Origin of the sequence: Enterobacter sp. 03-F-07-AD-ECC, from assembly GCF_047530935.1 — a bacterium.
In the GTDB taxonomy this organism is placed as follows: Bacteria; Pseudomonadota; Gammaproteobacteria; order Enterobacterales; family Enterobacteriaceae; genus Enterobacter; species Enterobacter cloacae.
The window spans coordinates 26,671-51,368 of sequence record NZ_JBLKBZ010000015.1 but is presented as its reverse complement, the minus strand read 5'-3'; the positions used below and the strand labels follow the sequence as shown (position 1 = coordinate 51,368).

At 58.4% G+C, this 24,698-nt stretch carries 21 protein-coding genes; 5 read left to right on the top strand and 16 right to left on the bottom strand.

What is annotated here, in order from left to right; translation table 11 throughout:
* Positions 1-3: 3 nt before the first annotated feature.
* The 12 genes from paaX to paaA all read right to left on the bottom strand — a co-directional run bounded on the left by paaX (position 4) and on the right by paaA (position 10,582).
* Positions 4-936: a phenylacetic acid degradation operon negative regulatory protein PaaX gene (gene paaX, locus ACMWKA_RS18780; protein ID WP_029883661.1), complete on the bottom strand. Its 933-nt coding sequence runs from the start codon at positions 934-936 to the stop codon at positions 4-6.
* A gap of 136 nt (positions 937-1,072) precedes the next feature.
* Positions 1,073-2,389 (bottom strand): phenylacetate--CoA ligase PaaK, encoded by a 1,317-nt coding sequence (paaK, locus tag ACMWKA_RS18775; RefSeq protein ID WP_023621640.1) that lies wholly within the window; start codon positions 2,387-2,389, stop codon positions 1,073-1,075.
* Between the two features lie 26 nt (positions 2,390-2,415).
* Positions 2,416-3,621, bottom strand: a complete 1,206-nt coding sequence (gene pcaF / locus ACMWKA_RS18770; RefSeq protein WP_414760496.1) for a 3-oxoadipyl-CoA thiolase — start codon at positions 3,619-3,621, stop codon at positions 2,416-2,418.
* On the bottom strand, positions 3,621-4,043 hold the full coding sequence (gene paaI / locus ACMWKA_RS18765) for a hydroxyphenylacetyl-CoA thioesterase PaaI (RefSeq protein ID WP_013096754.1): 423 nt from the start codon (positions 4,041-4,043) through the stop codon (positions 3,621-3,623). The genes pcaF and paaI overlap by 1 nt, the downstream gene beginning before the upstream one ends.
* Entirely contained in the window at positions 4,033-5,457 is a 1,425-nt protein-coding gene (paaH, locus tag ACMWKA_RS18760; RefSeq protein WP_045901087.1) for a 3-hydroxyacyl-CoA dehydrogenase PaaH, read from the bottom strand. The genes paaI and paaH overlap by 11 nt, the downstream gene beginning before the upstream one ends.
* Before the next feature lies 1 nt (position 5,458).
* The gene (gene paaG, locus ACMWKA_RS18755; RefSeq protein WP_095439401.1) at positions 5,459-6,247 is read right to left on the bottom strand and encodes a 2-(1,2-epoxy-1,2-dihydrophenyl)acetyl-CoA isomerase PaaG; all 789 of its coding nucleotides are present in this window, start codon (positions 6,245-6,247) and stop codon (positions 5,459-5,461) included.
* Positions 6,247-7,014 carry a 2,3-dehydroadipyl-CoA hydratase PaaF gene (paaF, locus tag ACMWKA_RS18750; RefSeq protein ID WP_129328302.1) on the bottom strand — a complete coding sequence of 256 codons (768 nt, stop codon included), beginning with the start codon at positions 7,012-7,014 and terminating at the stop codon, positions 6,247-6,249. Before paaF ends, paaG begins: the two co-directional genes overlap by 1 nt.
* Complete coding sequence (gene paaE / locus ACMWKA_RS18745; protein WP_414760495.1) at positions 7,011-8,081, bottom strand: 1,2-phenylacetyl-CoA epoxidase subunit PaaE; 1,071 nt, start codon at positions 8,079-8,081, stop codon at positions 7,011-7,013. Before paaE ends, paaF begins: the two co-directional genes overlap by 4 nt.
* Positions 8,082-8,088: 7 nt before the next feature.
* A complete protein-coding gene (paaD, locus tag ACMWKA_RS18740; protein WP_038980517.1) occupies positions 8,089-8,586 on the bottom strand; it encodes a 1,2-phenylacetyl-CoA epoxidase subunit PaaD in 498 nt (165 codons plus the stop codon).
* Between the two features lie 11 nt (positions 8,587-8,597).
* Positions 8,598-9,344, bottom strand: coding sequence for a 1,2-phenylacetyl-CoA epoxidase subunit PaaC (paaC, locus tag ACMWKA_RS18735; RefSeq protein WP_023621630.1), 747 nt, complete (start codon positions 9,342-9,344; stop codon positions 8,598-8,600).
* A gap of 8 nt (positions 9,345-9,352) precedes the next feature.
* Positions 9,353-9,640 carry a 1,2-phenylacetyl-CoA epoxidase subunit PaaB gene (gene paaB / locus ACMWKA_RS18730; RefSeq protein WP_003857353.1) on the bottom strand — a complete coding sequence of 96 codons (288 nt, stop codon included), beginning with the start codon at positions 9,638-9,640 and terminating at the stop codon, positions 9,353-9,355.
* 12 nt (positions 9,641-9,652) lie between these two features.
* Positions 9,653-10,582, bottom strand: coding sequence for a 1,2-phenylacetyl-CoA epoxidase subunit PaaA (gene paaA / locus ACMWKA_RS18725; RefSeq protein ID WP_246931869.1), 930 nt, complete (start codon positions 10,580-10,582; stop codon positions 9,653-9,655).
* A 284-nt stretch (positions 10,583-10,866) separates the two neighbouring features.
* Here paaA and paaZ point away from each other — a divergent pair, with 284 nt between their 5' ends.
* From paaZ to ACMWKA_RS18705, 4 genes are all read left to right on the top strand, one after another.
* Positions 10,867-12,909 carry a phenylacetic acid degradation bifunctional protein PaaZ gene (gene paaZ, locus ACMWKA_RS18720; protein WP_414760494.1) on the top strand — a complete coding sequence of 681 codons (2,043 nt, stop codon included), beginning with the start codon at positions 10,867-10,869 and terminating at the stop codon, positions 12,907-12,909.
* A 240-nt stretch (positions 12,910-13,149) separates the two neighbouring features.
* Positions 13,150-15,426, top strand: coding sequence for a primary-amine oxidase (gene tynA, locus ACMWKA_RS18715; protein WP_414760493.1), 2,277 nt, complete (start codon positions 13,150-13,152; stop codon positions 15,424-15,426).
* A gap of 166 nt (positions 15,427-15,592) precedes the next feature.
* Positions 15,593-17,566, top strand: coding sequence for an alkyl/aryl-sulfatase (locus ACMWKA_RS18710; RefSeq protein ID WP_047352532.1), 1,974 nt, complete (start codon positions 15,593-15,595; stop codon positions 17,564-17,566).
* 73 nt (positions 17,567-17,639) lie between these two features.
* On the top strand, positions 17,640-18,746 hold the full coding sequence (locus tag ACMWKA_RS18705; RefSeq protein ID WP_038419318.1) for a diguanylate cyclase: 1,107 nt from the start codon (positions 17,640-17,642) through the stop codon (positions 18,744-18,746).
* A gap of 99 nt (positions 18,747-18,845) precedes the next feature.
* Here ACMWKA_RS18705 and ACMWKA_RS18700 read toward each other — a convergent pair whose 3' ends face one another.
* Positions 18,846-20,345 carry an aldehyde dehydrogenase family protein gene (locus ACMWKA_RS18700; RefSeq protein WP_047023970.1) on the bottom strand — a complete coding sequence of 500 codons (1,500 nt, stop codon included), beginning with the start codon at positions 20,343-20,345 and terminating at the stop codon, positions 18,846-18,848.
* A gap of 241 nt (positions 20,346-20,586) precedes the next feature.
* Between ACMWKA_RS18700 and feaR the strand changes: the two genes are divergently transcribed.
* Positions 20,587-21,495: a transcriptional regulator FeaR gene (feaR, locus tag ACMWKA_RS18695; protein ID WP_414760492.1), complete on the top strand. Its 909-nt coding sequence runs from the start codon at positions 20,587-20,589 to the stop codon at positions 21,493-21,495.
* Here feaR and ACMWKA_RS18690 read toward each other — a convergent pair whose 3' ends face one another.
* From ACMWKA_RS18690 to ACMWKA_RS18680, 3 genes are read right to left on the bottom strand one after another with little or no spacing between them, the layout of a single operon-like run.
* Positions 21,496-21,813 carry a YdbL family protein gene (locus ACMWKA_RS18690; protein WP_028028066.1) on the bottom strand — a complete coding sequence of 106 codons (318 nt, stop codon included), beginning with the start codon at positions 21,811-21,813 and terminating at the stop codon, positions 21,496-21,498.
* 7 nt (positions 21,814-21,820) lie between these two features.
* Positions 21,821-22,012 (bottom strand): YnbE family lipoprotein, encoded by a 192-nt coding sequence (locus ACMWKA_RS18685; RefSeq protein WP_020688201.1) that lies wholly within the window; start codon positions 22,010-22,012, stop codon positions 21,821-21,823.
* On the bottom strand, positions 22,009-24,648 hold the full coding sequence (locus tag ACMWKA_RS18680) for a YdbH family protein (RefSeq protein WP_414760491.1): 2,640 nt from the start codon (positions 24,646-24,648) through the stop codon (positions 22,009-22,011). Before ACMWKA_RS18680 ends, ACMWKA_RS18685 begins: the two co-directional genes overlap by 4 nt.
* Positions 24,649-24,698: the final 50 nt, after the last annotated feature.

Genomic DNA, 24,698 nt, shown 5'->3' with positions numbered 1-24,698 from the left:
TCCTTATGCGGTCGCAAGACCACCAAAGCGTTGATAATAAAGCGTGCCGGGCACGGGCAGTTCACCCACCGAGGTTTCGCCTTTCTCGCTGACAAACGCCAGCGCTCCCGGTGCCACACGCTGATAGATGTTGATGCAAAGCTGTCGTGCGCTTTGACCCGCCCAGTGCGCAGGCAGTAGCTCCTCTGGTAGCAGCGGATCTTTCAGCACCACGCGACGATAAAAGTGGATCAGTAACAGCTGGATGTGGAAGCAACGCTCTGGCGTAAGCTCTTCCGGCGTAGCCTCTTTCAGCAGCGGCAGCAGCGGACGGAACGACTGAATAAACGTCTCGTACATCGCGTTCTGTTCGGTCAGCTGCCAGCACTCCTCAACGCGGGAACGCAGCGCCGCGCGGGAAAGTGCCAGCGGTGAATGGGCTTCGAAGAAGATGACATTTTCCGCCACGCCCGCGTCATGAAGCAGCGACTGCACATCCGCCAGATGCTGCGAGGGCGAAGCCATCAGGCTGGGCGCCAGCGTGCCAAATCCTTGCCAGATAAGCTGTTTTTTCACATCGGCAAGCGTGGTTTTATCGAGACCTTCGGAGAGCAGCAGCAGCCATTTACCATCCCAGGCGGGCAACTCCGCGCGGTAGATCTTATTCTCCGCCCGGCGGGTTAAACGCAGCCCTTTGTCGCTCAGGCGGTAATAGCTGCGACGCCCGATGCGGGAGACATCCAGCCAGCCCTCTTTATTGAGCCGAAACAGCGCGGTTCGCACGAAGCGCTCGCCAAAGCCCATCCCTTCGAGCAACGCGGCCAGGCTGCCAAGCCAAATCTCGCCGCCGCGATGGGAAAGCGCGTCACCGTATAACGAGGAGATTAGCGACGTCCCGCTGATGGGAACCGAACTGACCGCATGCTGAATAAAGGCGTCGAGTTTCATGTGATTCATTCTGTTGGTGTTTTTGTCCTGGATGAATCATAGCATACGAATCCTGGATAGACCCTCACCCTAACCCTCTCCCACAGGGAGAGGGAACTCAATACACCCTCTCCCTGTGGGAGAGGGAACGTAGAATGAGGATAATTCAACCGTTGGCCGCCACTTTACGCAGGTCAAACACCCGGCAGGCTTTCCCCTCCGAGCGCGGGATGCTGCCGCAGTTAACGATCATGACGTCCGTGGAAATCCCGACCATCGATTTTATGCGATGACGCAGCTGATGGCAGACCTGACAGCGCTGTTCGTGGGTCAGCGAAAGACTGCTCTCTTTCAGCTCCACTTTTACAGAAAGTGAATCAAGATGCCCCCGACGGTTCACCTCCAGCTGGTAATGCGGAGAGAGATGCTCAAACTTCACAATCTCCTCTTCCAGCTGCGACGGGAAGACGTTCACACCGCGGATAATGAGCATGTCATCGCTGCGACCGCTGATCCTGTCCATGCGGCGCATGGTGCGGGCGGTACCCGGCAGCAGACGGGTCAGGTCGCGGGTGCGATAGCGGATCACCGGCAGCGCCTCTTTGGTCAGCGTGGTGAACAGCAGTTCGCCCTGCTCGCCGTCATTAAGCGGGGTGCCGTCGTTCGGGTTGACGATCTCCGGGTAGAAGTGATCTTCCCAGATGGTCGGGCCGTCGGCGGTTTCGAGACACTCCATCGCCACGCCCGGCCCCATCACTTCCGAAAGGCCGTAGATATCCAGCGCCGTAATGCCTAACCGTTTTTCGATCTCATGACGCATCGCCTGGGTCCACGGCTCGGCACCGAACACGCCCACGCGCAGGGAGCAGGCGCTGGCATCGCCGCCCATCTGGCGCTCCAGCTCTTCAATCAGGTTGAGGCAGTAGGAAGGCGTCACCATGATCATATCCGGCTTAAAATCGCGGATCAGCTGCGCCTGCTTCTCGGTCTGGCCGCCGGACATCGGGATCACCGTGGCCCCTAAACGCTCGGCACCGTAGTGAGCGCCCAGCCCGCCGGTAAACAGACCATAACCATAGGCCACATGGATTTTGTCCTTCGCGCTGCCCCCGGCGGCACGCAGGGAGCGGGCCACCAGATTGGCCCAGTTGTCAATGTCGCCCTGGGTATAGCCCACGACGGTCGGTTTCCCGGTTGTGCCGGAGGAGGCGTGAATACGCACCACCTGCTCCATCGGTACGGCGAAGGTATCGAACGGATAGTTATCGCGCAGATCCTGCTTGGTGGTGCACGGGAACTTGCGAATATCGGCCAGTTCGCGGAAATCGTCAGGGTGAACGCCCGCGGCATCAAACTTACGTTTGTACATCGGCACGTTGTTATAGGCGTGGTTCAGCGTCCATTTCAGACGTTGGGTCTGCAACGCCTGTAATTCGTCAATGGACGCGGTTTCGATCGGATCAAGCTTTGTTGTATTTATCATCGCAGGGTACTCACATTATTGTTCGCTCAAACACGCTCAAGGATCATGGCAATGCCCTGACCCACACCGATGCACATCGTACACAGCGCGTAGCGCCCGTGGCGTCGATGCAATTCATTGCTCGCGGCCAGCACCAGCCTGGCACCGCTCATTCCCAGCGGATGGCCTAACGCAATGGCCCCTCCGTTCGGATTGACGTGTGCGGCATCGTCCGGCAAACCCAGCTGACGCAGCACGCCCAGCGCCTGCGAGGCGAAGGCTTCGTTCAGCTCAATCACATCCATCTCGTTAATACTGAGCCCCGCTCGCTCCAGCACTTTACGGGTGGCGGGCACCGGCCCTAGCCCCATCAGACGTGGCTCCACGCCTGCGGTGGCCATGGCCACAATCCGCGTGCGCGGCACAAGCCCCTGTGCGAGCGCCATCTGCTCGCTGGCGATAATCAGCGCAGCGGCGCCATCGTTCACCCCAGAGGCGTTACCTGCAGTAACGACGCCATTTTTGCGAAACGGCGCTTTCAGGGCGGTAAGTTGCGCCAGCGTGGTGTCGGCGCGCGGGTGCTCATCAACAGAGACCTCCGTGACGGTCCCTTTTTTTCCCGGCACCAGCACCGGCACGATCTCTTGCGCCAGAATGCCGTTTTGCTGCGCCCGGGCGGTACGCTGCTGGCTGCGCAGCGCGAACGCATCCTGATCGGCACGGCTGATATTTAACAATTCAGCTACATTCTCTGCCGTTTCCGGCATGTTGTCAGTTCCGAACGTCTGATGCATGAGCGGATTCACAAATCGCCAGCCAAGGGTGGTATCGAAGATCTCCGCCTGGCGCTGAAACGCCGCGGTGGCTTTCGCCATCACAAACGGCGCGCGGGACATCGACTCCACGCCACCGGCAATCAGCAGATCGCCATCACCGGATTTTATGGCGCGTGCAGCAAAGCCAACCGCATCCAGCCCCGAGCCGCACAGGCGGTTGATCGTCGTGCCAGAGACGGTCTGCGGCAGCCCGGCCAGCAGCGACGCCATACGCGCCACGTTGCGGTTGTCTTCCCCCGCCTGGTTAGCGCAGCCGAAGATCACATCATCAATCCGCTCCGGGTCGAGCTGCGGATAGCGCTCCAGCAAGGCACGCAGCGGTATGGCGCCCAGATCGTCCGCGCGTACAGCGGATAACGCCCCGCCGTACCGCCCCACCGGGGTTCGCACCCCATCACAAATAAATGCGTCACGCATCAGGCTTCTCCTGTCACATTGCCGCCGATGCGGTGGGATTTTCCGCGAAAGAGAGCGACGGTTTTCTGTTGTTGGTTCTGAATTTCGATGTCATATACGCCGGTCAGTTTGCCCTGATGCTTAACCCGCGCGGTGGCGGTCAGCTTGTCTCCGACAAAACCCGGTCGAAGGAAATCGATTGTGCAGCCAGAGGCCACCGCCGCCAGCCCCTGGCTGTTGCAGGCGTAGGCAAACGCGGTGTCGGCCAGCGAGAAGAGCTGTCCGCCGTGGCAGGTTTTATGGCCGTTAAGCATCTGCGGGGTGATGGTCATGGTCACCACTGCGTAACCTTCGTCCATGTCGATAATGTCCATCCCCATTGCCTGCGCGCAGGCATCCTGTTCGTACATGGTGCGGGCGTTATGCCAGGCGTTATGACTCATAGCTACTCTCCAGAAGCGCACGCTGGCGCAGCAGTGAACAGGGGCGATAACGTTCTTCACCGTAATGACGCTGCAGGTTTTCCAGCAGCGTTAACAGACGTTGCCAGCCCAGCCGCGCGCCCCAGGCAATCGGCCCGGACGGGTAGTTCACGCCCAGACGCATGGCGGTATCGATATCTTTTTCGCTGGCGACCCCTTTTTGCAGCGCATCCAGCGCTTCGTTGGCAATCATCGCCACCGTGCGCCAGACCAGCAGGCCAGGGTAATCGGCAATCTGCACCACCCGCTTTCCCTGCTGTTGCAGGTAGCGGATGACTTTTTGCGTCGCGGTATGCGGGTTGCTGGCCGCCGACGCAATCACCGCCACGTCGCGCTCAATGCGATCAACCACCACCACCGGGCAGTTGAGGCGCAGCGCCAGCGCCTGAGCGGTTTCGCCCTGCGTTTCAATCAGCAACACATCATCGATTTCCGTGACACCGTCACGTTTTCGTTCAACCCGCATTGGGCTAAAGCTGTCGTTGACCGCGTCGAGCCATGGCACCTGTGGCGATTCGCCGCGCCAGTCGTAAACGCCCTTCCCACTTTTTTTGCCCAGTCGCCCCGCCAGCACCAGCTCCTGCTGCACCAGTGAAGGGAGAAAACGCCGCTCCTGCCAGAATGCGTTAAACACCGAACAGGTCACGGCGAAGTTAACGTCCTGACCAATCAGATCGGTCAGTTCCAGCGGCCCCATCGGGAAACCGCCGCCTTCGCGCAGGGCAGCATCAATGACTTCAGGAGCTGCAACCTGTTCCTCCAGCGCGCGCCAGGCTTCGGAATAGAAGGGACGCGCCACGCGGTTTACGATGAAGCCCGGCGTTGACTGGCAGCGCACCGGCTGTTTCCCCCAGTTCAGCGCCAGCTCGCACAGCGCGTCGGCCACTTCCGGCGAGGTCGCCAGCCCGCTCACCACCTCCACCAGCTTCATCACCGGTGCCGGGTTAAAGAAATGCAGGCCTGCCACCCGCTCGGGATGACGGATATCCGCCGCAATCGCCGTGATCGAGATAGAAGATGTGTTGCTGGTAAGCAGGGTCTGCGGCGGGCAGATCTCCGCCAGTTCGGCAAACAGCGCTTTTTTCACCTCAAGGCGCTCGGAGGCGGCTTCTATCACCAGGTCCGCCGCGGTTAGCGCACTGATATCCGTGACCGGGGTCAGCCGGGCGAGGATCTGCCCACAGGCCTCCTCAGTGAGTTTGCCCCGCGTCACCCGGGAGGCCAGGCGCTGGCGAATGCCGTCAATGGCGCGGGAAATGGCGTCTGAGGCGATGTCGTACATCATCACCTGATGCCCATGGCTTGCCGCGACTTCGGCTATTCCGGCGCCCATTGTCCCGCTTCCAATGACGGCGACAGTACGAATGTTCAGCATCTTACTTCCCCGTAAAATTCGGCACGCGCTTCGCCAGAAAGGCGCTCACGCCTTCGCGGTAATCGTCGCTGCGTCCGGCCAGCCGTTGATAATCGCGCTCCAGGTCAAGCTGTGCGTCCAGGGTATTGGTTTCCGCGGCGTTAATCGCCTGCTTGATCAGCCCCAGCCCAAAGGTGGGCTGCGAGGCAAAGTGCAGCGCCAGCTGCTGCGCCGTGCTGGAGAGCTGGTCGTCATCCACCACTTGCCAGATCATTCCCCAGGCGTGCGCCTGTTCGGCGCTCAGTTTGTCGCCAAGCAGCGCCAGCCCCATAGCGCGGGCACGTCCGGCCACGCGCGGCAGGAACCAGGTTCCGCCGCAGTCCGGGACTAACCCCAGCTTGCTGAAGGCCATCACAAAGGTGGCGGAACGCGCGGCAATCACCATGTCGCACCCCAGCGCCAGCGTGGCTCCTGCTCCTGCCGCCACGCCGTTGACCGCGCAAATCACCGGTTTTGGCAGCGCAGCCAGACGACGCACCAGCGGGTTATAAAAGGTCTCGACGGACATCCCCAGATCCGGCGCCGGACCGTTCGGGTCGACGTTACGGTCGTTCAGATCCTGCCCGGCACAGAAGCCGCGCCCTGCGCCGGTGATCAGCAGACAGCGGATCGTCTCATCGCGCTCGGCCTGCTTCAGGCATTCTGCAAGCTGCTGGTGCATCACATCGTTAAAGCTGTTCAGACGCTCCGGACGGTTCAGCGTCAGGGTCATTACGCCTTGCTCTACATGACTGAGAATAAATTCCACAATTAGCGTCCTTTAAAGTCGGGAGTACGTTTCTGTAAGAAGGCGTCGATGCCTTCTCGCCTGTCTTCCGTGGCCGAGAGCAGCGTGAACAGTTGACGCTCCTGCGCCAGACCCGCCTGCAGCGGCACCTCCTGCGACTGGCGCAGCGCCTGTTTAGCCGCCTGTAGCGCCAGCGGCGAGTGGCGCGCCATCAGCGCTGCCTGTTTCAGGGCGTATTCCAGCGTCAGCGAGGCCGGGAAAATGTCGCTGACCAGACCGGCTCGCTGGGCCTGCTGCGCCGTAATGCTTTCCCCGGTCAGTACCATTTTGCTGGCGAGCGATTTACCCACGCAGCGGATCAGGCGCTGCGTGCCGCCCGCACCAGGCATGATCCCAAGCGTAATTTCCGGCAGTCCGAAGCGGGCGTTGTCACCGGCAATCACTACGTCGCACAGCAGGGCCAGCTCGCAGCCAGCCCCGAGTGCAAAACCGTTCACGGCGGCAATCAGCGGTTTATTGAAGGCGTCTATCCGCTTCCACAGCTGAGGACGACTATCGTTCAGGGTGGCAGGCAGATCTTTTTCTGCCATTTCGTTGAGATCGGCTCCGGCCGCAAAGCAGCGCTCGCTGCCGTAAATTACACAGGCAGAGAGGGTGTTATCGCTTGCCGCCGCCTCCAGCTGTTCTGCAAGCTGTGTCAGCAGCGCATTGTTAAGGGCGTTGCGTGCCGCCGGCCGGTTGAGCGTGAGTTGCAGCACGCGGTCATAACGGGTGACCAGAAGTTCGCTCATGCCATCCCCTTAGCGTCAAAGTCGACGACCACGTCGGCGGTTAGCGGCAGCGCCTGACAGCTCAGCACATACCCGGCGGCCAGTTCGTCCGGCTCCAGGCTGTAGTTGGTCGCCATGTCCACCTTGCCGCGCAGCACTTTGCATTTACAGGTGGCGCAGACGCCTCCCTTGCAGGCATACGGCAGATCCGCCCCCTGGCGCAGGGCGGCATCAAGAATGCTCTCGTCGTCCGCCGTGAGGACGATCTCGCGGTCACGTCCGTCCTGGCGCACGATCACCTTCTGGCCTTCCGCCTGCACGCTCACCGCGCGCTTAACGGCCGTGCCCGGCGTATTGAACCGCTCAAGATGAATGGATTTTTCGGCCATTCCCAGCGCTTTTAAGGTCGCTTCAGCCTCGTCCATCATCGCGGCCGGGCCGCAGATAAAGGCCTCGTCGTACTGGCGGAAGTTGATCAGCGTTTTTGCCAGCGCCTGCAGCTTTTCACCGTCGATACGGCCGTAAAGCAGGTCGCTGTCCAGCCGCTCCTGGCTGAAGATGGCAAGCAGCTGCAACCGCTGCGGGTATTTATCCTTCAGGTCTGCCAGCGCCTGACGGAACATCATGCTCTGGCTGCTGCGGTTGCCGTAGATCAGGGTGAAGTGGCTGTTCGGTTCGGCGGCCAGCGTGGCGGATAAAATCGCCAGCATCGGGGTGATGCCGGAGCCCGCGGCAATCGCCAGATAGTGACCTTCCCGTTCAGGCTGTGGCTGATAGCCAAAATGCCCCTGGGGAACCATCACCTCCAGCGTCATGCCCGGTTTGATCTCATCCCGGGCATAACGAGAGAAACGCCCGCCTTCAATGGCTTTAACCGCGACGCTGATCTCCCCCGGCGCGCTACTCCGGCAGATGGAGTAACAGCGGCGCAATTCGTCTGCACCCAGTCTGGTTTTCAGGGTCAGGTGTTGGCCGGGACGAAAGCGGTAAGCCTCCTGCAACGCCTGCGGAACCGAGAAGGTGATGGTCACCGCATCGCGGGTTTCGGGTTCTACTTTTGCCACTGTTAATGAATGAAACGTTGTCATGGCAACCTCAAATACATTTGAAATAGTCGAAGGGTTCGCGGCAGGTATTACAGCGATACAGCGCCTTACAGGCCGTAGAACCAAACTCACTGATAAGCGAGGTGTCGGTGCTGGCGCAGCGCGGGCAGCTCACCTCAGCGGGAACGTGGATATGACAGCTGTGCCCCACGGGTGGGCTGATGCCATACGCGCGCAGACGTTCACGCGCATCGGCGGTCATCCAGTCGGTCGTCCAGGCGGGTTCCAGCTGCAGCACAATGTGCACCGGCGTATAACCGTGCGCCGTCAGGGTGTCGCGGATGGCGCCAAGCAGGTGTTCCGTCGCCGGGCAGCCTGAATAGGTTGGCGTAAAGCCAATCACCCAGCCTTCGCCCTGCGCGGTGACGCTACGCACCATGCCTAAATCGGTGATGGTGAGCACCGGCACTTCCGGGTCCGGGATCTGGCTTAACAGGGACCAGATGTGCGGAACCTGTGGGGGTGCGATGTCGACAAGACGTTGCATGGCGTTCTCCTTTACCACTGCTGACCGGGATACGCGCGCTGGAGATACTGCATCTCTGCCAGCATCGGGCCCAGATGCTCGGTATGCAGCCCGCGTTTTCCGCCGGTGCGATAGGCCGTCTCATCGGGCACGCGCAGGGTGGCTTCCCGCAGTCCGGCAAACACTTCGTGTTCCCACGGCTGGCGCAGGGTGCGCGGATCAACCGCAACGCCGGACTCAATAAGCTCAAGCTCAACGTCATCCGCCTCGAACAACTCGGCCGTAAAGCGCCACAGGTTGTCGATGGCCTGCTGCATTTTTTGCGACGAGATTTCGGTGCCGTCTCCCAGGCGCACCAGCCAGCCGCGGCTAAAGCGCAGGTGATAACGCGCCTCTTTAATCGCCTTGGCGGCGATAGCGGCAAGCTGACTGTCGCTGCTGTGGATCAACCGCTCGTAGAGGGCAACATTCCACGCGTCCATCAGATACTGGCGGGCGATCGTGTCGGCGAAGTTGCCGTTCGGCTGTTCTGCCAACAGTAAATTGTGAAACTGACGCTCATCGCGGCCGAAGGCCAGGGTGTCTTCATCGCCCTGACCTTCCCGCTCAGCCGCGCAGGCGAGGAAGTTGCGCGCCTGCCCCAGCAGATCGAGACCGATGTTGGCGAGCGCAAGGTCGATTTCCAGCTCCGGCGCGTGTCCGCACCAGGCTCCGAGGCGCTGCGAGAGCACCAGACCGTTGTCGCCCAGACGCAGGGCGTATGCAGATACTGTTTTCATCCCTGACCTCACATATGCTCGATGCCATCAGGGATGGTGTAAAACGTCGGGTGGCGATAGACCTTGCTTTCCGCCGGGTCGAAGAACTCGCCGCTCTCTTCCGGCTGAGAGGCAACGATCTCGCTCGCCTTCACCACCCAGATCGAGCAACCTTCGCTGCGGCGGGTATAGGCGTCCCGCGCGTTTTCCAGCGCCATGCGATCGTCAGCGGCATGCAGACTGCCAACATGGCGGTGGGATAACCCTTGTTTGCTGCGTACGAACACTTCGTACAGCGGCCAGTAGACATTGCTCATCGTGATTTCCTCTTATGCGGCCTGACGGGCGCGTTGTTTTTCTGCATGCGCCAGTGCGGCTTCACGCACCCACGCCCCCTCTTCCCAGGCTTTGCGCTTGGCGGCCAGGCGTTCGTGGTTGCAAATCCCGCGTCCGTTGATCACCTCGTCAAACTCCTGCCAGTCAATCTCACCGAAGCGGTAGTGGCCTGTTTCCTCGTCAAAGCACAGGTCGGGATCGGGTACCGTCATCCCCAACATCTCCACCTGCGGGATGGTGTTGTCGACGAAGCGCTGACGCAGTTCATCATTGCCAAAGCGTTTAATTTTCCAGGCGAGACTGCGGGCGCTGTTCGGCGAGTTGTCGTCGTTTGGTCCGAACATCATCAGGGCGGGCCACCAGAAACGGTTGATGGCGTCCTGCAGCATCTGCCGCTGGGCGTCGCTTCCCTGCGCCAGCGCCATGCAGGCTTCAAACCCCTGACGCTGGTGGAAGCTCTCTTCTTTACAGATTTTCACCATCGCGCGGGCGTATGGCCCGTAAGAGGTCCGGCACAGCGCCACCTGATTGACGATGGCGGCACCGTCCACCAGCCAGCCGATTACGCCGATATCGGCCCAGCTCAGCGTCGGATAGTTAAAGATGGAGGAGTATTTCATCTTGCCGTCGAGCATTTTCTGGTAGATGTCTTCCCGCGCGCAGCCCAGCGTTTCAGCCGCGCTGTAGAGATACAGCCCGTGCCCGGCTTCGTCCTGCACTTTCGCCAGCAGGATCGCTTTGCGGCGTAGCGTCGGGGCGCGGGTGATCCAGTTCCCTTCCGGCAGCATGCCGACAATTTCAGAGTGGGCGTGCTGACCAATCTGGCGGATCAACGTCTTGCGATAGGCTTCCGGCATCCAGTCCTGAGGCTCAATCGCCGTCTCCTGCGCTATGCGCTGCTCAAAGCGTTGTTCTTGCGTCACGTCATCACCTTTATGATTCGTTGGTTTGCAACTTAAAGCGTAATTGTGAATCACTTTGTTTTTTAAAAGTTACACAAAGGTTAAATATACCCCCAAGAAATGTTTCCTGATTTTGTGATGTCGCTCGCAGGGCTTTTGTGCAAAGGCCGCCACATCAGGGCTACAACCGCCGCACACCTTCCTTTGAGATCACATTGTTAACAATTCATTAAAACTCAGCTTGATTTTTATGATTCATGATCAAACTATTGATAGTGAAATAACGAAACATGTGGAGATAAGAGATGCAGCAGTTAGCCAGTTTCTTGTCCGGTGTCTGGCAGTCTGGCCGGGGCCGCGAACGTACTATTCATCACGCCATCAGCGGTGAAGCGCTCTGGAGCGTGACCAGCGAAGGGCTGGACATGGCGGCGGCACGTCGCTATGCCATTACGCATGGCGGTGAAGCGCTCCACGCCATGACCTTTATCGAACGCGCGGCGATGCTGAAAGCGGTGGCGAAGCACCTGCTCAGCCTGAAAGAGACGTTTTATGCTCTTTCAGCCCAGACCGGCGCGACAAAGGCCGACAGCTGGGTAGATATTGAAGGTGGGATTGGCACGCTGTTCACCTATGCCAGTCTGGGGAGCCGTGAATTACCGGACGACACGCTGTGGCCCGAGGACGAACTGATCCCGCTGTCGAAAGAAGGCGGCTTTGCGGCGCGCCATGTGCTGACGTCAAAATCGGGCGTGGCGGTGCATATTAACGCCTTCAACTTCCCCTGCTGGGGAATGCTGGAAAAACTCGCCCCCACGTGGCTTGCCGGGATGCCGGCGATCATCAAACCCGCTACCGCCACCGCGCAGGTGACGCAGGCGATGGTGAAAGCGATCGTGGAGAACGGTCTGGTGCCGGACGGCGCCATCAGCCTGATCTGCGGCGGCGCGGGCGATCTGCTGGACCATCTCGACAGCCAGGATGTGGTGACGTTTACCGGCTCCGCCAGCACCGGCCAGACCCTGCGTGTTCACCCGAATATTGTGGCAAACGCGATCCCGTTCACCATGGAAGCCGACTCCCTGAACTGCTGCGTGCTGGGAGAAGACGTGACGCCGGAACAGCCCGAGTTCGCCCTGTTCATTCGCGAGGTTGTACGTGAGATGACCGCCAAGGCCGGACAGAAATGTACCGCCATCCGCCGCATTATCGTGCCGCAACACCAGATTGACGCGGTAAGTCAGGCGCTGATCGCCCGGCTGGAAAAGGTGGTGGTGGGCGACCCGGCGCAGGAAGGCGTAAAAATGGGTTCCCTGGTCAACAACGAACAGCGTGCGGATGTGCAGGAGAAAGTGGATCAGCTTGTGGCCGCAGGCTGCCAGGTTCGCCTGGGCGGAAAAGCCGATCTGCAGGCCGCCGGAGCGTTTTACCCGCCAACCCTGCTCTTTTGCCCGCAGCCGGATGAGACCCCGGCGGTGCACGCCACCGAAGCGTTCGGCCCGGTGGCGACTCTCATGCCATATCGCCACGCAGACCATGCGATGCAGCTTGCCCGCGCGGGCGGCGGTAGCCTGGCCGGGACGCTGGTCACGGCGGATCCCGCGCTCGCCCGCCAGTTTATTTCTGGTGCAGCGCGGGCACACGGTCGCATTCAGATCCTCAATGAAGAGTCAGCAAAAGAGTCTACCGGCCACGGTTCTCCGCTTCCGCAGCTCGTGCACGGCGGTCCCGGACGTGCGGGTGGCGGCGAGGAGCTGGGTGGCCTGCGTGCGGTCAAACATTACATGCAGCGCACCGCCATTCAGGGCAGCCCGACCATGCTGGCCGCCATCGGCAAACAATGGGTACGCGGCGCGACGGTGCATGAAGATCGCGTTCATCCGTTCCGCAAATACTTCGAGGAATTACAGCCGGGCGACAGCCTGCTGACGCCGCGCCGAACCCTGACGGAAGCCGATATCGTTAACTTTGCCTGCCTGAGCGGGGATCATTTCTATGCTCACATGGACAAAATTGGCGCAGCGGAGTCGATCTTTGGCGAGCGGGTGGTACACGGTTACTTCCTGATTTCCGCTGCCGCCGGGCTGTTTGTTGATGCAGGTGTGGGGCCGGTAATTGCCAACTACGGCATGGAAAACCTGCGCTTTATCGAGCCGGTGAAACCGGGCGATACCATTCAGGTGCGCCTGACCTGCAAACGTAAAACCCTGAAGAAACAGCGTACGGCGGATGAAAAACCCACCGGCGTGGTCGAATGGGCGGTTGAGATTTTCAATCAGCACCAGCAGGCGGTGGCGTTGTACTCCATTCTGACGCTGGTGGCTCGCCAGCAGGGTGATTTCAGCTAACGTCCCCTCACCCTAACCCTCTCCCGATGGGAGAGGGAATTGTTCACTGCGCGTATCAATTTGTGGAGCCTCATCAGTGCGCCTGGATAGATGAAAAGGCTCGGCATGTGATTTATTCCCGGTCTTTTTCTAACCTGGCAAGACTGACAAATAACCTGGCAGATGCAGGCAAACGCTTTTTTCACGCGCCTGTCAGGATAAGACTCACAACACAATAAACACAACAAGATGAGGTCTACGATGAGAAGCAATTCTTCATTTTCTGCCCGTAGAACGGCACTGGCTCTGGCCGTTGCGCTCTGCTGTGCCTGGCAATCTCCCGTTTTCGCTCACGGCAGTGAGGCGCATATGGTCCCAATGGACAAAACGCTGGCAGATTTTGGCGCAGAGGTACAATGGGATGATTACGCACAGATGTTCACCATTGCGAAAGACGGTGCGTTCGTAAAGGTGAAGCCAGGCGCTAACACCGCCATCGTTAACGGCAAACCCCTTGCGCTGTCGGTGCCGGTAGTGATGAAAGACAACAAGGCCTTTATCTCGGACACCTTTATCAATGACATCTTCCAGTCCGGCCTCGACCAGACGTTCCAGGTTGAGAAAAGCCCCCATCCGCTTAATGCATTAACGGCGGATGAGATTAAGCAAGCCGTGGCGATCGTCAAAGCCTCAAAGGATTTTAAACCGAACACCCGCTTCACCCAGATTGCCCTGGCCGAGCCCGAGAAAGCCAAAGTGTGGGACTTTGTGCTGAACGGCACAGCGGTGGATGCCCCGCGTCAGGCGAATATCACCATGCTGGATGGCAAACATGTCATCGAAAGTCGTGTGGATCTGAAGGATAAGAAAATCCTGCGCTGGGAGGCCGTGAAGGATGCGCACGGCATGGTGCTGCTGGATGATTTCACCACCGTGCAGCAAATCATCAACGAGAGCCCGGAATTTGCTGAGGTGCTGAAAAAACGCGGCATCAGCGATACGAAGAACGTGATCACGACCCCGCTGACCGTCGGCTATTTTGACGGCAAAGACGGCCTGAAGCAGGAAGACCGTCTGCTGAAGGTGGTGAGCTATCTGGATGTGGGCGACGGTAACTACTGGGCACACCCGATTGAGAATCTGGTGGCGGTGGTTGATCTCGAACAGAAGAAGATCCAGAAAATTGAAGAAGGCGCGGTTGTTCCGGTGCCCATGACTCCGCGTCCGTATGATGGCCGTGACCGCATCGAAACGCCGAAAAAACCGCTTGAGATCATCGAACCGGAAGGCAAGAACTACACCATTACCGGCGACATGGTGCACTGGCAGAACTGGGATTTCCACCTGAGCCTGGACTCCCGCGTGGGGCCGATGATCTCGACCGTCACGTACAACGACAACGGTAAGAAACGCCAGGTCATGTATCAGGGTTCCCTGGGCGGGATGATCGTCCCTTACGGCGATCCGGATGTGGGCTGGTACTTTAAAGCCTATCTCGATTCGGGCGACTATGGCATGGGCACCCTGACCTCCCCGCTGGTGCGCGGCAAAGATGTGCCGTCCAACGCCGTGATGCTCAATGAAACCATCCCGGATTACACCGGTACGCCGATGGAGATCCCACGCGCCATCGCCATTTTCGAGCGCTACGCCGGGCCTGAATATAAGCATCAGGAGATGGGCAAGCCAAACGTCAGCACCGAACGCCGCGAGCTGGTGGTGCGCTGGGTAAGCACCGTTGGCAACTACGATTACATCTTCGACTGGGTATTCCACGAAAACGGCACCATCGGCATTGATGCCGGAGCCACCGGGATTGAAGCCGTGAAAGGCGTGCAGGCCAAAACGATGCATGACGCCACTGCCAAAGACGACACCCGATACGGCACCTTAATCGATCACAACATCGTCGGTACCACCCACCAGCACATCTATAACTTCCGTCTCGATATGGATGTGGATGGCATCAACAACAAACTGGTGGCGATGGATCCGCAGGTGAAACCGAACACGGCTGGCGGCCCGCGTACCAGTACCATGCAGGTCAATCAGTACGATATCGATAGCGAACAGCAGGCGGCGCAGAAATTCGATCCGGGTACCATTCGCCTGCTGAGCAACACCCGCAAAGAGAACCGTATGGGGAACCCGGTCTCGTACCAGATCATCCCTTATGCGGGCGGCACGCACCCGGTAGCCACGGGCGCGAAGTTTGCACCGGACGAGTGGATCTACCATCGCCTGAGCTTTATGGATAAACAGCTGTGGGTGACGCGTTACCATCCTGACGAAATGTACCCGGAAGGGAAATTCCCGAACCGCTCCACGCACGATACGGGGCTGGGTCAGTACAGCAAAGACAATGAGTCACTCACTAATCAGGACGATGTGGTCTGGATGACCACCGGAACCACGCACGTTGCCCGCGCGGAAGAGTGGCCCATCATGCCAACGGAATGGGTGCATACATTGCTTAAGCCGTGGAACTTCTTTGACGAAACGCCAACGCTTGGCAGAAAAAAAGACGAACAAAAATAATCACCGACCGGGCGTAATGCCCGGTTTTTTATTCATTTATTTGCCGAATCTCTCAGCCTGATTATAGTTATTTAACCACTCATTCTAATGACATCTTTTCAAACATTTTCAGCCAGGACACGACGTTTAATCACCGTAACGTAGTACTTTCTCTGAGAGGTTTTAGATGAAATTGAATTTGATTGTCAGAAGTCTTGCTCTGGCTGGGCTTCTCGTTTCCGTCAGTCCCTCTTATTCCGCCGAAGCCCCAAAGGACGCGACCGCGGCGACGCAACAGGCGAATAATGCCCTTTTCAACCAACTCCCTTTCTCCGATAACACCGACTTCACCAATGCACATAAAGGGTTTATTGCCCCACTGCCGCAGGAGATTATCAAAGGGGAGCAAGGGAATGTTATCTGGGATCCGCAACAGTACGCCTTTATTAAAGAGGGTGATAAAGCACCGGATTCCGTTAATCCCAGTTTATGGCGTCAATCTCAGCTGATTAATATCAGTGGCCTGTTCGAAGTGACCGACGGGGTATATCAGATCCGCAACCTCGATCTGTCGAATATGACGATTATCGAAGGTAAAGAAGGAATTACCGTTGTCGATCCGCTGGTATCAGCAGAAACCGCAAAAGTCGGCATGGATCTGTATTACAAAAACCGGGGTAAAAAGCCGGTGGTCGCCATCATTTATACCCACAGCCATGTGGATCATTACGGCGGCGTTCGCGGCGTGGTGGATGAAGCTGACGTGAAATCCGGGAAAGTGAAAGTCTATGCCCCGTCCGGGTTTATGGAAGCCGCGGTGGCTGAAAATATCATGGCGGGCAACGTCATGAGCCGTCGCGCCAGTTACATGTATGGCAACCTGCTGAAACCCGATGCCAAAGGACAGGTGGGTGCAGGGCTGGGTACCACGACCTCTGCCGGTACCGTTACCCTGATCGCACCGACCAACATCATTGAGAAAGATGGTCAGAAAGAGGTTATCGACGGGCTGACCTATGATTTTATGCTGGCACCGGGCTCAGAAGCGCCTTCAGAGATGCTCTGGTATATCGAAGAGAAAAAGGTCATTGAATCTGCCGAGGATGTCACTCACACGCTGCATAATACCTATTCGCTGCGCGGCGCAAAAATCCGTGAACCACTGCCCTGGTCGAAGTATATCAATCAGGCAATTGTCCGCTGGGGTGACAAAGCAGAGATCATCATGGCACAGCACCACTGGCCAACCTGGGGCAACGATAATGTGGTCAAGCTGCTGAAGAGCCAGCGCGATCTTTACCGTTACATCAACGATCAGACGCTGCGCATGGCGAACGAAGGTCTGACGCGCGACGAAATCGCCGCGAATTTCACCCTCCCTGACTCGCTGGCCCATACCTGGGCTAACCGGGGCTACTATGGTTCAGTCAGTCACGACGTAAAAGCCACCTATGTCCTTTATCTGGGCTGGTTTGACGGCAACCCGGCAACGCTTGATGAGCTTCCTCCTGTTGATGCCGCGAAGAAATTCGTGGAGTACATGGGAGGCGCTGACGCCATTCTGAGTAAAGCCAAAACCGACTACGACCAGGGTAACTACCGCTGGGTGGCACAGGTGGTCAGTAAAGTGGTCTTTGCCGATCCGAACAACCAGGCCGCACGTAACCTGGAAGCGGATGCGCTGGAGCAGCTCGGCTATCAGGCTGAATCCGGGCCGTGGCGTAACTTCTACCTGACCGGTGCGCAGGAGTTGCGTAACGGCGTCGTGAAAGGCCCAACGCCAAACACGGCAAGCCCTGATACCGTTCGGGCGATGACGCCGGAAATGTTCTTCGACTATCTGGCTGTGCATATTAATGGTCAAAAAGCCGGGGACGCAAAATCGGTATTTAATATCGATCTGGGCAGCGATGGAGGTAAATATAAGCTTGAGCTGGAAAACGGCGTGTTGAATCACACGGCCAATGCCGAAGCGAAAGACGCCGATGCGACGCTCACGCTGAACAGAGACACGCTTAACAAGATCATCCTCAAGGAAATCACGCTGAAACAGGCGCAGGACAGTGGCGATGTCAAAATCAGCGGTGACAGTACCAAACTTGATGCCATGCTTGGCTACATGGATAAGTTTGATTTCTGGTTTAATATTGTGACGCCGTAACATCACGGATTTACGGGCGGTTTACCCGCCCGCTTTTATTTCTCTTTCTCCCTGGACGGGGTAAACATCATCAATGGAAAAAAGAAAAAACCTCCCCCCCGAACGAGCCACCTGGCCTACACGTCAGGCCATGGTGCATCACGGGCTGGCGATGAACCTGCCCTGGCTGGCCTTTGTAAACGTCAGCTTTGCCCTGATGATCCTGCTGCGCCACATCCTGCTGGAAAACAGCGCGGTGCTGTACCCCGGTTCACAACACCTGACCCGGATTGTCGATGCCTCAATGCTGGGCATTATTATACTGTCCGCTGCATTAATTCTGATGGCCTGGCGCCGTATCGCCGGGATAAGCGTAGTGCTGTTTGTCTGCAGTGCCTTCTGGTCGATGTGCAGTTACTGGTTCATTACCGCCCTGCACCTTCCCCACGTCTGGCCGCTGTGCGTGATTTTATTGCTCTCCGGTTTGACGGCGCTCTATTTTTACCCGGAGGGATTACTCTCGTTTGTGCTCCCGCTCTGGCTCACCCTGCCGGTCGCCAGCTGGGTGCTGAATGATGGCCTTAATCTTCGCTTTGTCACCATCTGGAGCGTATTCACGCTGATTATGCTTTGCGGGCGGTTTATCCTGTTAAGCTGGTTTGACGAGGCCTGGCGGCGGAATCAGCAAAACCAGCTGTTAATCTCCAGGCTAGATGCGCTGGCACACCAGGATCCCCTCACCAAAACCGCCAATCGCCGGATGATGGAAGTGGTGCTGGAGAATGCCGTTGAGCAGAATAAAGCCTTCTCGCTGATCATGCTGGATATCGATTATTTCAAGCTTTACAACGATACCTACGGACATCAGGCCGGTGACGACTGTCTGACACGCGTGGCGCAGGTGCTGAAGCAGGCCGTGCGCACCCCGGACGATGTGGTGTCACGCTACGGCGGAGAAGAATTTGTGGTGATCCTGTTTAATTGCCCGGAGAACGTTGCACAGCAGGTTGCCCGCCGCATTCAGGACGGCCTGCGCGCGGCGGCGATACCGCACGGTACGTCCAAAGTCAGTGAGCATGTGACCGTCAGCATGGGGATTGCAGGAATTGCACCGGGCCTGGCGGGCCCGGAACTGATCGCCCGCGCCGATGCGGCGCTGTACCGCGCGAAAGAGGCCGGGCGGGATCGGTGGTCGCTGTAAAACTAACCCGCCAGGGCCTGATGCCCTCACCCTGACCCTCTCCCACGGGAGAGGGAACAAACACTAAAAAGGCAACCTCCCGGTTGCCTTTTGCTTTTATTAATAGCGCACGCACACCGATTTGGTTTCACACCAGCCGTCCAGCCAGTCCGGGCCGAAGTCGCGTCCGGTGCCGGACTGCTTCATGCCGCCGAACGGCAGGTTGGCGTCAATCAGCGTATGGCTGTTCACCCAGACGGTACCCGCCTGCAATCTGTCGGTATACTCCAGCGCCTTACTGATATTCTGCGTCCAGACGCTGGCGGTCAGGCCATATTCGGTATCGTTGGCAAGGGTTAGCGCCTCTTCGCCATCGGCTACGCGTACCAGGTTGACCACCGGGCCGAATACCTCTTCGCGGGTCAGCCGGAGTCCCGGATCCGGGTTGACCACCAGCGTCGGCGAGATGTAATACCCTTTTCCGTCCGGGCCACGGTTACCGGTGATCAGCTCTGCATTGCGCGATTTTGCTTCATCCAGAAAGGTCTGCACCTTGTCGCAGTGAGCGCGGGACACCAGCGGGTTGATAAACGCCTCCGGCGACATGCCCGGCCCCACGCTCAGGGATTTCACCGCCTGCTCAAACCCGCTGACCAACGTGTCAAAAAGCGGCGCTTCTATATAGATACGCGAGCTCGCGGCGCAGACCTGGCCCTGATTAAGGAAGCTGCCGGTCATCAGCCCCTCAATCACCCACGCCGGATCGGCGTCTTTCAGCACGATGGCCGGGTTTTTGCCGCCCAGCTCCAGCGTCACGCCGGTCAGCGTGTCCGCCGCCGCGCGGGCAATCTGTTTCCCCGTCGCCGTGGAGCCGGTGAAGCTCACTTTGGCAATATGCGGATGCGAGGTCAGCGCTGCACCGCACACCGCGCCGCTTCCGGTCACCACGTTAAACACACCGTCAGGGATACCGGCTTCGCTCGCCAGTTCCGCCACCCGCAGCATGGTCAACGGCGTGGTTTCTGACGGCTTAATGACGATAGAGCAACCCGCTGCCAGCGCAGGCATCACCTTCCACATGCCGATCATCAGCGGGAAGTTCCACGGCACAATCCCGGCCACCACGCCCACCGGCTCTTTACGCGTCCACGCCTGATAGCGTGCACCTTGCGGCAAGGGAATGGAGAGATCGAGCGTTTTGCCGGTTATTTTGGTGGTCAGCCCGGCGGTATAGCGCATCCAGTTCAGGGTGCAACCCACTTCAAAGAGACGGGAAATATTGATGGATTTCCCCTGCTCCAGCGTTTCAAGCTGGGCCAGCTCCTCGCTGTGCTGCTCCACCAGGTCGGCAAAGCGCAGCAGGATGCGCTCGCGCTCTGCCGGTAATTTCCCGGCCCAGGTGCGGGCGACAAAGGCTCGCCAGCCGGACATCACCGCGCGGTCGACATCATCGACGCTGGCATCTGCCGTAGAGGCGATAACCTCCCCGGTGGCCGGGTTATAAATATTCAACCGTTTTTCACTCTCCGACGCGGCCTGCCGCCCCTCAATCCACAGCCCGTGATGTCGGTCCAGAAACTGCTGTACGCCTGGCTGGATGGCGACCTGTGATTCAGACATAGGGTACTCCTTCGTTATTATTCGTAGGGTGTTACTGCAGTCTAAGAGGCCTTTCGCATTCCCGCTTTTGTCTGTGTGACATTCGCTTTGCCACCTGTGACAGGTGCCGCAATTCGTGATAATTCCGCCTTATAACGCTGTTACCGGTGAGTGTTCTTTCCTATAGTCAGCCTCATGACTCTGACAAAACGCAACACAAATGCAACAATGCGAAAACATTGATGGCGCAGCGAGATAAACGATGGCATGTGTAAGCGAACAGGAACGGTATCAGCAGTGGCTGGCGCAAATTAACCATGTCTGCGGGCGCTTTAACGCGCGTCCTTTAGAGGGGGAATTCTTCGGCGAGCTGGAAACCAGCTACGCCCGAAGCCTGAAGTTAAGCACCGTCACCGCAGGCGGGGTTAACCTGTTCCGCTCCCGTCAGGAGATCGCTCAGAGCAATGATGCCTGGTTTTATACCGTGTTCCAGCTTGAAGGCAGCGCGCAGATTGAGCAGGACGATCGCCGCGCGGTGCTGAACGTCGGCGACATTACGCTTCTTGATGCCGCTCGTCCTTGCTCCATCAACTGGCAGCAAAAATCCCGACAGATTTCCCTGCTGGTTCCCCGTCAGATTATTGAGCAGCAGTGTCGTTTTCAGGAGGTAAGCTGCGCCCTCGCGCTCTCCCGCTCGTTGCCAACCGTACAGCTAAGCCATCGCCTGCTACTGGAGAGCATGGGAAATGCCAACCTGAGTGACCGGGAGAGCGAAGCCGCGCTGGAAGCGATGATCTGCCTCCTCCGCCCGGCGTTTCAGCAGCGCGACGCGGTGCAGCCGCGTAAGGAGCGCCAGTTCAGGAACGTTCTGTCACTGATTGATGACCATATTCAGTCGGAATCCCTGCGTCCGGATTGGATTGCCGCAGAGAGCGGCATGTCGGTGCGCAGCCTGTACCGCATGTTTGCCGATAAGGGGCTGGTGGTAGCGCAGTACATCAAAAATCGTCGGCTGGATCTGTGCGCGCAGGTGTTACGCTCCGCCAGCGACGAGGAAAAGCTGGCGGGAATTGGCTACAGCTGGGGATTTGCCGACCATAGCCATTTTTCAACGGCGTTTAAGCAGCGTTTTGGCGTCTCACCGGGCGAGTACCGCAAGCGCTTTCGCTGATTACTTCTTCAGCCATTTTCCGTTAATGCCCTTCACGTATTCTCCCGGCTGCGCGCGGGCCACCAGCTTCTGCCCGGCCATCTTCGCCACTTCATCAACCGGCAGGTTATTGCTGTCCGCCAGCTTCTGGTAGCTTTCCGTACGCGCCGCGTTGATGCGGCTCACCAGCGCCAGCGTTTCGGGGTCTTGTTTCACCGGGGCAAGATACCCGCTCAGGGTTTCCCCGACACGCCCCTGCGCCCGGGCCTCGTTTAAGGTCAGGGTTGCCGCCTGCACGTTCATGCCCAGCGCCAGTAACATCAGAGCTAATCGTTTCATGGCGTCCTCAGAACAGATCGCTGCGCGATTTCAGCAGGGTTTCAACGTCTTTATCGACTTTAATGTGGATCTCATGTTCGATTTTGACGTTCATATTGATGGTGATCGGCTCCTTCGGCGCAGCGACTTCAATGCGCGGCGTACAGCCGGTCAAGAGCGCGGCAACGGCGACGGTGAGTACACCAGCCCTCATTTTCATTGTTGTTCCTCACTTTCCTTGCCAGTCGAATTGCGGATACCAGGTAGCGCCGCGTGTTGCTCAAACCAGGTTTGTAGATTGTCTCCAAAGCGCAGGCTACGCCAGAGAGTAAAGACGTTCTCGTCATGGGTGTAGTTAAGATTTACGGAACTGCTTTTGCCATCAACCCGGCTGGTGCCTTTGAGGGTCGCCTGCATGGTTAATTCACCCAGATTATCTAAATTGAGTCTTGTCCACGACTGTGAAATTTCCATATAGCGGAGCCAGTTAATCGCTGCCCCTGCAACCATATTATCGTTAACGATGGCATCAGCGGTGTCTTTATCAATACGCAGCGTCATCGGCCCCGGGTTGGTTAGCCAGCCATCTTTAATGATCCATTTTTCATTGTCCAGCCAGAAAGGTAGCGCCCCGCTTATCGGGCCAGACAGGGCAAACTGCTTAGGATTAATGGCGCTGATCAGCTCGCTGGAGGAGATATTGTCCACGCGCAGCAGCGCCGGGTCATGCTGCGGCATTCTGAGCTGCTGCATGGTGATTTTCCCGCCGAGGGTCTCCACCTTGACGTTGGTCAGCAGCAGCGGGTTTTCCTCGCTCCACGGGTAGTCACCCTGCAGGTCTGCGGTGATGTTGCGCGCGGTCACCAGGTTTTCCACTTCACCAATGCGCAGCGTAACGGGGCCGCGCGTGCCCAACGACCAGGTACCCTCGCTAAAACGGAACGGCAGCACAAAATCCACACCGTTGATCTGGTTGTCTGGCATCCAGGCGCTACCGGATTTCAGTACACCGTGGCCGCCAGCCTCAAAGCCCTGATCGGCAGCGGCAGAGAAGGCCACCTGCGCATAGAGCTCACCGTCGCGCAGCGTCATTTTCCAGTCTGGCGGGATCAGTGGCTGGAACACGGTAAGGGATTGTTTTGGCCACCAGGCCTGACCGCGAAGGCGTTCCCCGTCCCAGCGACCGTTGACCTGCACCGGGCCGATGGCCTCGGCATGCAGATCGCCTTTGAACTGGAATATCGTCGGGTCTGTTCCGTCAACGCTGAAGGTCAGCACCGACGGGGGCAACACACTGCCGCCCGCAAAACGGGTCTCTCCGGCATTGAGCGACAGCGCACCGCTAAATGTCGGCGTGACAGGGTCACGAACCCAGCGTACCGGTTTATCCAGCACCAGACGCGGTTTGCTGACTTCCATGGTGCCGTACTGCAGCTTGTCAAAGCCGGTTGAGAGCGCGGTCAGCTCGATGAGTTTGTCGCGCCATTCGCCTTTTCCGGCCACATCCCAGCGCGCGTTCATTGGCGTAAAGCCACCTTTGCCCCAGTAACGCCACTGCCACAGGCCGTTATCGGGTAAAAAGTCGTTGGCCTGGCCGTCCAGGTGGAGTTCAAAATCTCCCATCTCGTTCTCATGGGCGCGCAGAATCGCCTGCAGACGACCATCCACGCCCTTTTGCGTGAGCTTCACGCCCGCCAGCGGCCAGCGAATTTCGTCGATATCCAGCGAATCAATAATGCGTCCGCGCGAACGCAGCAGCGCACCAGGCTCAAAGGCAAGCTGCGGATCGTTCAGGCTGCCGGTCAGTCTGGCCGGGAGTCTGGCGTAAAGCACCAGATCGTCCTGTTTGGCCTCGCCGCTCAGGTGAAGCGGCATGTCGCTGTTTTCCAGGCTGAGCCTGCCCGGCCCGAGATTCAGCACGGCGTTACCCTTCCCGGCATCGCCCTGAGTCAGAACATTGAGGCGTCCGGTAAAGGCGGCTTTTTCCAGCCCCTGCTGCCAGTTATCCACCCGGAGACCCACGCGGCCGCTCATCGGCATGCCGGACAGGTTCCAGTTCCAGCGCCCGTCGCTGATATTCAGCTGTTGTGCCGTGATCTGCCACGGTAAATCGAGCAGCGGATCGGGGTTGTCCCGCGCCATCACCAGCAGTTGCCCCTGATTCTCCTCCCAGTCCAGATCGGCATCGACCAGCGAGGTGAGCTGTGGCACGTTAAAAGTCGCGACCGCATGGCCTTTCACCGGCACGCCATCCGGCACCAGCGGCAGGGTAAACTCACCCACCAGCTTTACGGGCGGCACCTGGCCGGGGAGTTGTACATCAAGCTGACTGACCGAGAGAGTCTGGCCGCGTAACTGCCCTTTGAAACTGACCTGCTCACCGTTGTAGGTCACCGCCTGTACCGCAGGCGTCAGTGAGGCATGCAGTTCCCCTTCCCACTGTTGCCAGGGAGACAGGGTAAGACGGCGGATAGTGAGCCAGGTATTAGGCAGCACCGACTGCCATTGTGCCAGGGTTTTTGGCGCAACGGTTGAGGGGGCAGACTGGGGAATTTTACTGAGGCACACCGTGTTAAGTTCAAGCGCACCAATATCCAGATTCCAGCGGCTGGGGTGCGACAGCGTGGCGTTTTCAACCCTGGCAATCTCGCAATCCTCAACCAGATAGCGCAGATTGGGGATCACCAGCGCGTGACGGGTCAGTTTGGGGCTTTCCTCAAAGGCGATACGTGTACCGACAGGCAACCAGATACCGGCGAGGGTCGGTACCCACTGGGCGAGCGTCATCAGCAGCGTCAGCGGCAATAAAATCAACAGCAATAAGAGCGCAATCGCGGCTTTGTATTTACCCTTCATGGGCAGTTAATATCCTGATTTAGCGAGAGAATTAAGCCGACAGTGCCGAT